Source organism: Erythrobacter sp. SCSIO 43205, from assembly GCF_019904235.1.
Lineage (GTDB): Bacteria > Pseudomonadota > Alphaproteobacteria > Sphingomonadales > Sphingomonadaceae > Erythrobacter.
The window spans coordinates 3,207,101-3,219,766 of sequence record NZ_CP063202.1; the positions used below are offsets into that span (position 1 = coordinate 3,207,101).

Consider the following 12,666-nt stretch of genomic DNA (forward strand, 5'->3'; position numbering starts at 1 on the left):
GTCTTGCACATTGGCGCAACCCTCGTCATGTCCGCACGCAAAGGACAAGAGAGAGAGAGGCACCCATGCGCCAAGTTGATCATTTTATCGTGGGCGACAGCCCGGCAGCCACTCGCAAGGCTCAAATCTGGAACCCTTCGACGGGGGAGGTTCAGGCTGAGGTTGCGCTGGCTGGCGCTGATTTGCTCGATCGGGTGGTGGAGACTGCCAAGCGCGTGCAGCCTGAATGGGCGGCGACCAATCCGCAAAAACGTGCGCGCGTGATGTTCAAGTTCAAAGAGCTGATTGAGGCCAATATGAAGGACCTCGCTGAGTTGCTCTCAAGCGAGCATGGCAAGACCGTGCCTGACGCCATGGGCGATGTGCAGCGCGGGCTTGAGGTGATCGAATATGCCTGTGGCATCCCGCAAGTTTTGAAGGGTGAGTACACGCAAGGAGCAGGGCCGGGCATTGATGTTTACTCCATGCGCCAACCGCTTGGCATTGGCGCTGGCATTACCCCGTTCAACTTCCCTGCGATGATCCCGATGTGGATGTTCGGCATGGCGTGCGCGGCTGGCAATGCCTTTATCCTGAAGCCTTCAGAGCGCGATCCATCGGTGCCTGTGCGCCTCGCTGAGCTGTTCGTTGAAGCAGGCGCGCCAGAGGGTCTGCTTCAGGTCGTCCACGGCGATAAAGAAATGGTCGATGCGATTATCGATCATGCCGATATCCCTGCAATCAGCTTTGTCGGGTCATCCGATATTGCGCATTACATTTACCACCGCGGCGCTGAGAAGGGTAAGCGGGTTCAGGCCTTTGGCGGGGCGAAGAACCACGGTGTGGTCATGCCTGATGCGGATCTCGATCAGGTGGTGAACGATCTGGCTGGCGCTGCCTTTGGTTCAGCGGGTGAACGCTGCATGGCATTGCCCGTCGTGGTCCCGGTGGGCGATGACACGGCAGAGCGGCTTAAAGAGAAGCTGATCCCTGCGATCCACGCGCTGCGCGTCGGCGTATCGACCGACGCGGATGCGCATTATGGCCCGGTGGTCACGCCAGAGCACAAGGCTCGCATCGAGCAATGGATCACCACGGCTGAACAAGAGGGCGGCGAGATCGTGATCGACGGGCGCGGCTTTGAGCTTCAGGGGCATGAGAAAGGCTTCTTTGTTGGCCCGACCCTCATCGATCATGTGACGCCCGATATGAGCTCTTACAAAGAAGAAATCTTCGGCCCTGTGCTGCAGATCGTGCGCGCCAAGGATTTTGAAGAGGCCGTGCGTCTGCCGTCCGAGCACCAATATGGCAACGGCGTTGCGATCTTCACCCGTAACGGCCACGCCGCGCGCGAATTTGCGAGCCGCGTGCAAGTCGGAATGGTCGGCGTGAACGTGCCGATCCCTGTTCCTGTCGCCTACCACTCCTTTGGCGGATGGAAGCGTTCAGGCTTTGGCGACATCGACCAATATGGCACCGAAGGCTTGGCCTTCTGGACCAAGAAGAAAAAGATCACCCAGCGCTGGCCCGACGGCGGGGGCGATGGCAGCAACGCGTTCGTAATCCCGACCATGGGGTGAGCGAAAAAAGGAGCACCATGGCAAAAAGAACACGCGCAACATCCGGCTCTCCTTACGAAGACCAGTTCGGCTTTTGCCGCGCGGTCAGGCATGGCAATCGCATCGTGGTGGCCGGGACCGGCCCGGTTGAGCCAGACGGTTCGACCACTCGCGATCTGACGGGCGTGGGGGACGCCGCCGCGCAAGCAGACCGCTGCCTTGCCATCATCATTGCCGCCATCGAAGAGCTCGGCGGCTCTGCCAAGGATGTGGTGCGCACACGGATGCTGCTCACGGACTTTGAAGACCAGGAAGCCGTGGGCGAAGTTCATGCGCGCTATTTTGGCGAGGCGCGCCCTGCCGCGACCATGGCGGGCGTTGCATGGCTATGCCGGCGTGAGTGGAAGGTGGAGATAGAGGCCGAGGCGATCCTACCGGACTGATGCGCGCAATTCGCGTTCGACCCTTGCCATCAATTCCTCGACATCGGCCATCGCGCCCAGTTCTTTATCGGAAATAAGCACGCGAGGCTCTGCGCTGGCCTCGATAATCATAATGACTGGCAAGGGGACTTCGCGCGGTCCTCCATCGCCGAATTCGGGGAAATCGCGCGTGAAATCATCGCGATGGTAGAATTCAACTTCGGCATCGAGTCCTTTCCAGAACGCTTTCCAGTCCCCGCTCATCGACACCGCGCCATAGGTAAGTGCGCATAGCGAGCACGGATAAGTCTCGGGACGCACCGCCTTGTGCACTGCGTGAATCAAGCCTTCGATCAGGCCGGTATCGGCGTTGTAAACGCAGATCAGGCGCGTGCGATCATGGCGGGTTGCATGGCTCATGAACATAAATACGAGCGCACCTTCCACCTGGTTACAGAAAATTTCACATCGCCCCTTCGGCGTGTTCGCTAAATGCGCCTATCAATTTGGGTACTTTTCTCAATCGTCGGGAGGGGGTACCGCCTTCGCATTATGCAAGGACAATTCTCCCTCACCGACGACCAGCTCGCGATTCAGGAAATGGCGCAGCGCTTCACCGCCGACAACATTACGCCGCACGCGGCGGAATGGGATGAGAAACACATCTTTCCCAAGGATGTGATCAAACAGACCGCCGAGCTTGGCTTTGGTGCGATCTATGTCTCGGAAGAAAGCGGCGGGATCGGGCTCGGACGGCTCGAAGCGGCGCTCATTATGGAGGCGATGGCCTATGGCTGTCCCACGACATCCGCCTTCATCTCGATCCACAACATGGCCGCGTGGATGATCGACGAATTTGGCGGACAGGATTTGAAAGACCGCTATCTGCCTGACCTCATCGGCATGGACAAAATCGCCAGCTATTGCCTGACGGAACCGGGCAGCGGGTCTGACGCAGCAGCGCTCAAGACCAGCGCCCGGCTTGATGGTGATCATTATGTCCTTAATGGCACTAAGCAGTTCATCTCAGGCGGCGGCGTCAACGATGTCTATGTCTGCATGGTTCGCACTGGCGAGCACAAGACCAAGGGCATCACTTGTCTCGTCATCGACAAGGACACGCCGGGCGTCAGTTTTGGCGCGCCTGAGAAAAAACTCGGCTGGAACGCGTCGCCCACTGCGCAAGTCATTTTCGAAGATGCGCGCGTGCCGATTGCCAACCGTATTGGCGATGAAGGCGAGGGTTTCCGCTTTGCGATGATGGGCCTTGATGGGGGGCGTTTGAACATCGGTGCCTGCTCGCTAGGCGGGGCGCAAAGGTGCCTTGATGAAACTATTGCTTACACCAAGGATCGCAAGCAGTTCGATACGCCTGTCGCCGACTTTCAGAACACGCAATTCATGCTCGCCGATATGGCGACCGATCTGGAGGCAGCGCGCGCCCTGCTTTATCTCGCGGCAGCCAAAGTCACCGATGGCGCGCCTGACAAATCGCGCTTTTCCGCAATGGCAAAACGGCTTGCCACCGACAACGGCAGCAAAGTTGTGAACGACGCGCTGCAATTGTTCGGCGGTTATGGCTATTTGAAGGATTATCCGATCGAACGCTTCTGGCGTGACCTTCGCGTGCATTCGATTCTTGAGGGCACCAATCAGGTGATGCGCATGATCGTGGGCCGGGATTTGCTGCGGCAGTGAGGCGCGCAGCGAATATTATCTTCGGATGTATTGTTGCCGGGTTAGTCGGCTCTTTAGCCATATCCTTATGGCTCTACTCGGTGGATGAGTATTCAAGAATCGATCCAGCAAACACGTTTGGGTTCATATTCTTCTTCGGAGCGTTATTTGCGGCCATCCCGGCTATTTTGATTATCGCTGCTACTGAGATTTTGAAGTTTGGGAGGTGGTGGATATTCGCGCTCGGTGGCCCTCTGACAGTTGGCATTTTTTTGCCGTTAGACCCCCATGATAGCTTCGTAGCGTATCTGCCATGGCTGGTCGCAACCGGACTGACGGGAATCACATATTGGCTTGTAGCGTGGCGGTTTTTTCCACCAACAGTGCAAGCGGCGTGCGATGACGTGGCGAAATGACCACCGAAACCTTGGCAATGAGCACCCTTGTCGTGCCAGACTACGACGCTGGAATTGCATTCTATGCCGAGAAACTCGGTTTCAAACTCGTGGAAGACACCGACCTTGGCGACGGCAAACGCTGGGTCGTCGTCGAAGCGCCTGGTGCCAATGGTTCTGGGGGCCGCTTGCTCCTCGCACGTGACACAAACGAAAGCCAAACCGCCGCTTTCGGTAACCAGACCGGCGGGCCCGTTGCCTTTTTCCTGCACACTGATGATTTCGCAAGTTCACACGAGCGCTTTATCGCAGCAGGGGTGGAATTTATGGAAGAACCACGGCACGAGCCTTATGCAACAGTCGCCGCATTTGCTGATCCGTTTGGCAACACGTGGGACCTGATTGAGGCGAAAGATAAAAATGACTGACCAAGTTCTCACCCGTATCGATGGCCCGATTGGCACCATCACGCTGAACCGCCCCAAGGCGCTTCACGCTCTGACGCTGGAGATGTGCCATGCGATGAGCGCGGCGCTCAGTGAGTGGGCGAGCAATGATGATGTGAAAGCGGTTATCATCGACCATGCTGAAGGGTCACGCGGCTTTTGCGCTGGCGGCGATATCGCTTTCCTGCGCAACTCAGCGCTCAATGATGGTGGAGCGTCTGGCCGCAAGTTCTTCCATGACGAATATCAGCTGAACCATCAAATTTTCACCTATGAAAAGCCAATCGTTGCTTTCATGGACGGGGTCACGATGGGCGGCGGGGTTGGCATTTCGCAGCCAGCGAAATTCCGCGTCGCGACCGAAAATACGCGCTTCGCCATGCCGGAGACGGGCATTGGTCTTTTCCCCGACGTTGGCGGCGGATGGTATTTGTCGCGGCTTGGCGGGCGATTGGGACAGTTTCTGGCCCTCACCGGCGCGCGATTGAAAGGCGAAGAATGCCTGTGGGCGGGCCTCGCCACTCATTATGCGCCGCACGACATGATCGAAACTTTGAAAGCGCGCATCGCGGAAAAGCCTGATCGGATTGCGGGAATTCTCTCAGAAGCGGTCGGATCACCTCCCCCGGCGCGCATTCAGGATAACGCCCCGAAAATCGCCAAACATTTTGCCTCAGACACTTACGAAGACATTCTGGCAAGCCTTGAGGCGGCAGCGGCAGATGGCGACGAATGGGCGCAAAAAGAACGTGATACGCTCGGCACGAAATCGCCGCAGACCTGCAAAGTGGCGCTGCGTCAGCTTGCTGATAGCCTTAAGCTCGATGATTTTGCAGACAATATGCGCATGGAATACCGCATCGCGTCGCGCGTGCTGACCCGCCCCGATTTTGCCGAGGGCGTGCGCGCAGTGATCGTAGACAAAACGCACGATCCCAAATGGGATCCCGCAACACCTGAAGGCGTGAGCGAAGAACTGCTCGATCAGATTTTTGCCCCCCTTCCCGCTGACGAAGAATGGAAACCCCTCTCATGACCTACGAAACCATCATCCACGAAACCAACGCGCAGGGCCATGACGGCGTATCACTGATCACTCTTAACCGCCCCAAGGCACTAAACGCGCTCAGCAGTCAGGTTCTTGCGGACCTCACTTGCGCATTTGCCGGCTACAATTCCGATGACAGCCAGCGTTGCCTTGTCCTCACCGGTTCAGGTGAGAAGGCGTTTGCGGCGGGCGCAGACATCAAAGAGATGTCCGATAAACCGGCGGCTGACTTTTATCTGGACGATTTCTTTGCCCCTTGGACCAGCGAGGTCGTCAAAAAGACCCGCAAACCATGGATCGCGGCGGTCAATGGCTTTGCGCTTGGCGGCGGGTGCGAACTTGCCATGATGGCGGATTTCATCATCGCGAGCGACAACGCCAAATTTGGTCAACCAGAGATCAATCTGGGCGTGGCACCAGGCATGGGCGGATCGCAGCGCCTCACGCGCGCTATCGGTAAATCAAAGGCGATGGAAATGTGCCTGACGGGCCGCATGATGGGCGCAGAAGAAGCAGAGCGCGCCAACCTCGTCGTGCGCGTGGTGCCTCAAGCCGACCTTCTCGCGGATGCGCTGAAAACGGCGGCGACCATTGCATCGAAGCCGCCGATGGCCGCGATTGCGAATAAAGAAATGGTCAATGCTGCGTTCGAAATGACGCTTGACCAAGGCCTCATCATGGAACGGCGCATCTTCCAGATCCTCACCGCGAGTGAGGACAAGCAGGAGGGCATGGCCGCATTTATCGAAAAACGCGAAGGCCAGTGGAAGGGCCGCTAAAGCGAGAGACGAGCCGATGAATTGGTCACCTTTTCTTGAGATATTCGTTGGCTTGTTTTTGGCGCTTGGCATTGGCCTTGGCTGGTTCACTCGCATCCGCGTCATCGTGATTGGGCTTGCGGCTGGGCTGTTTGTCTTCGCGACAATTTTGATCGCAGAGCAAGCCATGCACCATACCCCTTGGAACAGGGAGCTTAGCTCTGAAACCTTGTGGGTCTACTTTATGCTAGGTGTATTTGCCGCTGTCCCCGCCTTTATAGCGGCGTTGATTGGTCGTTTGATCAAACGCAGGAGAGAGAAATGAAAATCGCTTTTATCGGGCTTGGAAATATGGGCGGCGGCATGGCCGCAAACCTTGTAAAAGCGGGCCACGACGTTCGCGCCTTTGATCTTAGCGAGGGTGCCCGTTCGGCAGCTGAGGCGGCAGGTTGTACAACCTTCACCAGCGCGAGCGAAGCCTGCTCTGACGCGCAAGCGGTAGTCTCCATGCTTCCCAATGGTGGGATCGTGAAATCGGTTTATGAGAACGATGTCTTCGGCACAGCGCCCAAAGGCGCGGTTTTCCTCGACTGCTCGACCATTGATGTTGCCACCGCGAAATCAGTGATCGAGGCGGCGACTTCGCAAGGCTATGACATGGTCGATGCACCTGTTTCTGGCGGTATCGCTGCAGCCAATGGCGGAACGCTCACCTTTATGGTGGGCGGGACCGATGAAGCTTTCACCCGCGCTGAACCGATCCTTCAGGCGATGGGGAAAGCGGTGATCCACGCAGGCGATGCAGGCGCAGGGCAAACGGCCAAGATCTGCAACAATATGCTGCTGGCGATCACAATGATCGGCACCGCTGAAGCGATGAAAATGGCTGAAAAGCTCGGCCTTGATCCGCAGAAATTCTACGAAATCAGCTCGCAAAGTTCGGGCTACAATTGGTCATTGAACGCCTACACCCCGCTTCCCGGTGTTGGGGTTGAGAGCCCTGCTGACAATGGGTACGCAGGCGGCTTTGCAACGCCGTTGATGGTCAAAGACCTGCGGCTTGCGATGGAAGCGGCTGAGACTGCGGATGCGGCGGTACCGCTGGGTTCGCGCGCGGCGGCGCTCTATGAAGATTTCTTGGGCGCAGGGAACGATGCGCTCGATTTCTCAGCGATTATCAAGACTTACGATTGATTAATCGCCGTTGATCTCCGCGATCATCTGATCAAGCCATTCGCGCGGTGCTTTGCGTCGGCCAATATCCGCTACAAATTCCTGACCTCGCGCCACGCTCTTCAGCCGCCCCCCGCGCAGCCAGCGTTCCGGCTTATCGTGATAGGATAATCCTCCGCGGCTGAGCCAATTGGGCCGCTCCCAAAGGCTTGGCGGCCCCTCTGGCACTGTTAGCCTTAGAGTTTCGCTGGCACGCCTCGCCACCCGCCCCTCGCCGCGCCAAACAACGTCATTGGAATGGTGCATCGCTAACGCATGGGGGTGGCCAAGCTGCACAAGATCACTCGTCGGCGCACCGCCCGCCAAAGGCACGATCTCCTCAACGCGCAAATAGGCAAAGATGCGGTGATGCGGCTTTCCCGTGTCCTCTTCGGCAAAAAGGCCAAAGAAGAGGAATACATCGCCAAGCCCAACCCCCTGCCGCTCAAGATGGGTTTGCGCCGCGCCGCATTGCCCGAAAACGCAGGTGCCGTTGTCAAGGAACATCGGGTCGTGATGGCACAGATCGCTCGCGCCTAATTTCCCACGGCTCGCCTTGGCCGCGTATTCAGCTAGCCCCAGATCACCATAAGTCGTTTGGCTCGCCGCTCCTGCTGGAATGGGGAGGGTCACAGGCGCACCATCAACGATTGGCGATGGTCCGCCGCCGGCACTGGAATCGAAGCCCTTGCGTGAAAAAATGATGCGCATTGGTCACAAGTCCTAGTCTTGCTTTACCGCACAGGCGACAAATTGTTGTCGCATCCGGTACTTTCCTTGCTATGCGCGTGACTTAAGCGGGTCTTGGGTTCGCTTCGGCAAGGGAAGTTTCGGAAAAATTCGCTGATGCAGCGCCTCTTTACCAATATCGGCTGGCTTTTAGGGGGACGCGGGATCAACGCGCTGCTCAGCCTTGTGTATCTGGCGCTCGCCGCGCGCTCACTTGGGCTTGAGCAATTTGGCCATTTTGCCACGATCATCACGCTTGGCCTGGTGGTTACTGGAGTGGCAAGTTTCCAGACTTGGCAATTTATCGTTCGCTGGGGAGCCAATGGCGGCGAAAATGGCGGTGAGCCATCGCAAGAGGCCACCCGCGATGCCATCGGCTTTGCCATTGCGCTAGATCTGTTTTCCTTTGCCCTTGGCACTGTGCTCTCCGCCGCACTCGTGTTGAGCGCGTCTTATTGGCTTCCCTTGCCGTCAGACCTGCTGTGGCTGACTTTCGGCTATTGCATCATCTCACTGCTTGCGATGCGCACAACGCCAACCGGGCTGTTGCGTCTGCATTTCAAATACGCTCTCACAACGGCTGCTGAAACGGTTCAGCCTGTTGTGCGCACCACCGGAGCGGTGCTGGCCTGGGCCTATATGCCGAATGTCACAGGCTTCATTCTCGCTTATGCTGCATCAGAAATAGCCGTCGCGCTTGCCCTTTGGGTGGCAGCCGCGCGCTATGAGCGGATCGAATTTTCGCGCATTAGCCTCACTAAAATCCCGTCGCTCCACAAGGACGCATGGCGATTTGTGTGGGCGACCAATATGTCGGGCAGCCTGACGGTAGCAGGAAAACAGGGCGTAGTGCTTCTGGTTGGCACATTCGGAGGAGCTGCACTTTTGGGCGGTTTCCGCGTGGCGAGCCAGCTTGGCCAGGCGTTGGTGGCGCTGGCTCAAGTCATTTCGAAAGCCATCCTGCCAGAGCTCGTCCACTCACAGCAAGATGCGCTGATGATCGCGCGGCGGATGGCGAATGTGGCGCTGATTGGCGGGATCATCGCGGTGCTTGGCGCGGTCATATTCGGTCGCCTCGGGCTTGATCTCATCGGCGGGCCAGAGTTTCGCGGGCGCGGGTTTTACTGGGCAATGGTGATCCTCTCCATCGCAGGGGCGGTTGAGCTTGTGGGCGCGAGTTTGGAATCTCTGCTTGTCTCCGCCGGGCGCGCAGGCACAGCCTTCGTGGTTCGCGCAGCCCCCACGCTCCTCGCCTTTGGCCTGCTTGATCTTGCCATCGGCTGGAACGGCGCATTGGGCGCAGCCTTCACGGTCCTTGGCTCAAGCGCGCTTGCAGTGATCGGCTTCTACGTCGCGATCCTCAACCTGCATGAAATCCGCATCGTGGTGGAGCCTGACGAGGACGCGCAGATCCCCGCCGCTGACCCCGATCAGAGGCCCTGAACTCGGGCTACGAACTACGCTTCTGGCGCTTCCCACTTAAGCTTGGGCTTACGCGCAGCCGCCGTTTCATCCAGACGCCTGCGAGGCGCGAAGTATGGCGCTTGCTTGAGGCTCTCATCGCCCGCAATCGCGCGCTCAGCCAAGGAACGGAAGGCGGTGATAAATTGATCGATGGTCGCCTTGCTCTCCGTCTCGGTCGGCTCGACCAGCATCGCGCCATGCACAACAAGCGGGAAATACACCGTCATCGGGTGGAAGCCTTCGTCGATCATGCCTTTGGCCAAATCGAGCGTTGAGAGGCCACCCCCAAAATCCTTATCGCCAAACAGCGCCTCGTGCATACACGGGCCGCTGTCGGCATAGGGCGCGTGGAGGACATCTTCAAGGCTGCGCAAGATGTAATTGGCGTTGAGCACCGCGTCCTCAGCCACTTGCTTCAGGCCATCGGCACCGTGGCTGAGCATATAGGTGAGCGCGCGGGTGAACATCCCCATTTGCCCGTGAAAGGCAGTCATGCGGCCAAAGCTCGACATTTCGCCGCCAAAGTGTGTCCGGGCAAATTCATCGGCCTGCTCTTCTTCGACGAGATGCACCACGCCATCCTTCGTGCGCGCGGTATAGGGAAGCGGCATAAACGGCGCGAGCGCTTCGGAAAGCACCACGGGGCCAGAACCGGGACCACCGCCGCCATGAGGGGTGGAGAAGGTTTTATGGAGGTTGATGTGCATTGCATCAACGCCAAGATCGCCCGGACGCACCCGGCCAACAATCGCATTGAAGTTTGCTCCGTCGCAATAAACAAAGCCGCCCGCTTCGTGCACAGCATCGCTGATCTCGCGAAGGTCGGGTTCAAACAGGCCGCAGGTGTTGGGATTGGTGATCATCACCGCCGCGACGTCTGGACCAAGACGGGCTTTGAGAGCTTCGAGGTCCACACGGCCTTGAGGGGTCGCGGGGATATTCTCGACGCGGTAATTGGCAAAAGCGGCCGTGGCGGGGTTGGTGCCGTGGGCGCTTTCAGGGACCAGCACGACTTCACGCGCATCACCGCGCGCTTCCAAGGCTGCACGGATGCACAAGATACCGCAAAGCTCGCCATGCGCGCCCGCCTTGGGGCTCATCGCGACTGCGTTCATTCCCGTGAGGTCAAGCAGCCAGTGGGCAAGCTCATTCATCACTTCCAATGCACCCTGCACGGTGGAAACCGGTTGCAGCGGGTGCACATCGGCAAAACCGGGGAGCCGCGCCATCTTTTCATTGAGGCGTGGATTGTGTTTCATGGTGCACGAACCAAGCGGGAAAAAGCCCAGATCAATACCGTAGTTCTGGCGGCTGAGGCGGGTGTAATGACGCACGGCTTCGGGCTCGGTCAGGCCAACGAGGCCAATGGGCTCGTCGCGTTCCAGACCAGCCAGACGCCTTGGCGCAGATGCATCAATTTCAGGGAGGTCAACGCCAGTGGTTTGCGCATGGCCGATTTCAAACAGCAGCGGCTCTTCGAGCATCAGTGCACGGTTTCCGGTCGTGGTTACTGTCTCACCTGTCGCATCAGCCACTTCCATTTGCGGCTTCCATCCAGATTTGTTCGGGGCGTTCATTGGGCAGCCTCCTTGATGCCAGACTCTTTGATGATAGCCTCAAGCTGACTAGCGAGAGTCTCAATATCGTCTTCGGTGGTGGTTTCAGTGACCGCGACAAGCAGCGCCTGCTGCAAGCGTTCAACACCCGGATACAGCCGCCCGAGCGACACTCCGCCAAGCACTCCGCGATCAGCAAGTGAGCGCACAACTTCGCGCGCGGGCTTGCCGTCAAGCATGATGGTGAACTCGTTGAAAAAGGCATTGTTGAGGAGCGACACGCCCGGAACCTTCGCCAAACGGTCGGCTGCAACGCAGGCAAGACGGTGGTTTTCCGCTGCAAGCTCGCGCAGGCCCTTTTCGCCGAGCAGCGTCATGTGGACACTGAATGCCAGCGCACACAGGCCAGAGTTGGTGCAGATGTTGGACGTCGCTTTCTCGCGCCGGATGTGCTGTTCGCGCGTGGACAGCGTGAGGACGAAGCCGCGTTTCCCTTCCGCATCGACAGTCTCCCCGCACAAACGGCCCGGCATCTGGCGCACGTGTTTTGCATCGCGCACGGCGAAAAGACCCAGATACGGCCCGCCAAATTGCAAGCCAACGCCAAGTGATTGCCCCTCGCCCACAACGATGTCTGCGCCCATCTCGCCGGGCGATTTGATCGCGCCGAGTGCTACAGGCTCTGTGTTCACCACCACCAGCAAAGCGCCCTTGTCATGCGCTGCATCAGCAAGCGCCGACAAATCGGTGATCCGGCCCAGAATATCGGGATATTGGACGACCACGCAGGCAGTGTCCTCGTCGATGCGAGCGGTCAGCCCCTCCATGTCAGGGTCGGCCTGGATGGCAGGCGCGCTGTCGGCAATCACATCGCCAGTAAACTGCGCCATGGTTTTGACAACTTCGCTGTAATGCGGGTGGAGCGCGCCGGAGAGGACCGCGCGTTTCTTTCTGGTCACGCGCGTCGCCATCGCCACCGCCTCCCAGCACGCGGTGGACCCATCATAAAGCGACGCATTGGCGACCGCGCAGCCGTAAAGATTTGCTACCTGCGTCTGGAACTCAAACAGCATTTGCAGCGTGCCTTGGGCAATCTCAGGCTGGTAGGGCGTGTAAGCGGTCAGGAACTCGCCGCGCTGGATCACTGTGTCGACGCTTGCGGGGACATGATGACGATAAGCCCCTGCGCCGAGGAAAAACGGCACGTCGCCCGCAACCGTGTTCTTGTTCGCGAGGCGCTTCATATGGCGCTCAACCGCCATCTCGCTCGCGTGCATGGGAAGCCCGCGAATGGGGCCATCAAGACGGGCGACTTCGGGCACATCGACGAAGAGATCGTCAATGCTGCTCGCGCCGATTTTGGCCAGCATATCGCTGCGGTCGGTATCGGTTAGCGGGAGGTAACGCATCAAATTTTCCTA

Annotated in this window: 13 protein-coding genes; 9 read left to right on the forward strand and 4 right to left on the reverse strand. The window is 58.4% G+C overall.

From position 1 onward, the window contains the following. Positions 1-65: 65 nt before the first annotated feature. Both INR77_RS15055 and INR77_RS15060 read left to right on the forward strand, forming a co-directional pair. Positions 66-1,559 carry a CoA-acylating methylmalonate-semialdehyde dehydrogenase gene (locus tag INR77_RS15055; protein ID WP_223071814.1) on the forward strand — a complete coding sequence of 498 codons (1,494 nt, stop codon included), beginning with the start codon at positions 66-68 and terminating at the stop codon, positions 1,557-1,559. A gap of 17 nt (positions 1,560-1,576) precedes the next feature. Further along, the gene (locus INR77_RS15060) at positions 1,577-1,981 is read left to right on the forward strand and encodes a RidA family protein (protein WP_223071815.1); all 405 of its coding nucleotides are present in this window, start codon (positions 1,577-1,579) and stop codon (positions 1,979-1,981) included. Here INR77_RS15060 and INR77_RS15065 read toward each other — a convergent pair. Then, positions 1,970-2,380 (reverse strand): hypothetical protein, encoded by a 411-nt coding sequence (locus tag INR77_RS15065; RefSeq protein WP_223071816.1) that lies wholly within the window; start codon positions 2,378-2,380, stop codon positions 1,970-1,972. The genes INR77_RS15060 and INR77_RS15065 overlap by 12 nt on opposite strands. 132 nt (positions 2,381-2,512) lie before the next feature. Between INR77_RS15065 and INR77_RS15070 the strand changes: the two genes are divergently transcribed. The 6 genes from INR77_RS15070 to mmsB all read left to right on the forward strand — a co-directional run bounded on the left by INR77_RS15070 (position 2,513) and on the right by mmsB (position 7,478). After that, positions 2,513-3,658 carry an acyl-CoA dehydrogenase family protein gene (locus INR77_RS15070; RefSeq protein ID WP_223071817.1) on the forward strand — a complete coding sequence of 382 codons (1,146 nt, stop codon included), beginning with the start codon at positions 2,513-2,515 and terminating at the stop codon, positions 3,656-3,658. A gap of 391 nt (positions 3,659-4,049) precedes the next feature. After that, positions 4,050-4,460 (forward strand): VOC family protein, encoded by a 411-nt coding sequence (locus INR77_RS15075; RefSeq protein ID WP_223071818.1) that lies wholly within the window; start codon positions 4,050-4,052, stop codon positions 4,458-4,460. Next, the gene (locus INR77_RS15080; RefSeq protein ID WP_223071819.1) at positions 4,453-5,514 is read left to right on the forward strand and encodes an enoyl-CoA hydratase/isomerase family protein; all 1,062 of its coding nucleotides are present in this window, start codon (positions 4,453-4,455) and stop codon (positions 5,512-5,514) included. The genes INR77_RS15075 and INR77_RS15080 overlap by 8 nt, the downstream gene beginning before the upstream one ends. Further along, positions 5,511-6,305: an enoyl-CoA hydratase-related protein gene (locus INR77_RS15085; RefSeq protein WP_223071820.1), complete on the forward strand. Its 795-nt coding sequence runs from the start codon at positions 5,511-5,513 to the stop codon at positions 6,303-6,305. The genes INR77_RS15080 and INR77_RS15085 overlap by 4 nt, the downstream gene beginning before the upstream one ends. Before the next feature lie 16 nt (positions 6,306-6,321). Next, complete coding sequence (locus tag INR77_RS15090) at positions 6,322-6,609, forward strand: hypothetical protein (RefSeq protein ID WP_223071821.1); 288 nt, start codon at positions 6,322-6,324, stop codon at positions 6,607-6,609. Then, positions 6,606-7,478, forward strand: a complete 873-nt coding sequence (gene mmsB / locus INR77_RS15095; protein WP_223071822.1) for a 3-hydroxyisobutyrate dehydrogenase — start codon at positions 6,606-6,608, stop codon at positions 7,476-7,478. Before INR77_RS15090 ends, mmsB begins: the two co-directional genes overlap by 4 nt. Here the strand turns inward: mmsB and INR77_RS15100 are convergent, their stop codons facing one another. Continuing rightward, a complete protein-coding gene (locus INR77_RS15100) occupies positions 7,479-8,207 on the reverse strand; it encodes a hypothetical protein (protein ID WP_223071823.1) in 729 nt (242 codons plus the stop codon). Positions 8,208-8,342: 135 nt separating this feature from the next. Here INR77_RS15100 and INR77_RS15105 point away from each other — a divergent pair, with 135 nt between their 5' ends. Then, complete coding sequence (locus INR77_RS15105) at positions 8,343-9,668, forward strand: lipopolysaccharide biosynthesis protein (protein ID WP_223071824.1); 1,326 nt, start codon at positions 8,343-8,345, stop codon at positions 9,666-9,668. Positions 9,669-9,682: 14 nt separating this feature from the next. Here INR77_RS15105 and gcvPB read toward each other — a convergent pair whose 3' ends face one another. Continuing rightward, complete coding sequence (gcvPB, locus tag INR77_RS15110; RefSeq protein WP_223071825.1) at positions 9,683-11,266, reverse strand: aminomethyl-transferring glycine dehydrogenase subunit GcvPB; 1,584 nt, start codon at positions 11,264-11,266, stop codon at positions 9,683-9,685. Beyond that, on the reverse strand, positions 11,263-12,654 hold the full coding sequence (gene gcvPA / locus INR77_RS15115) for an aminomethyl-transferring glycine dehydrogenase subunit GcvPA (RefSeq protein ID WP_223071826.1): 1,392 nt from the start codon (positions 12,652-12,654) through the stop codon (positions 11,263-11,265). Before gcvPA ends, gcvPB begins: the two co-directional genes overlap by 4 nt. Positions 12,655-12,666: the final 12 nt, after the last annotated feature.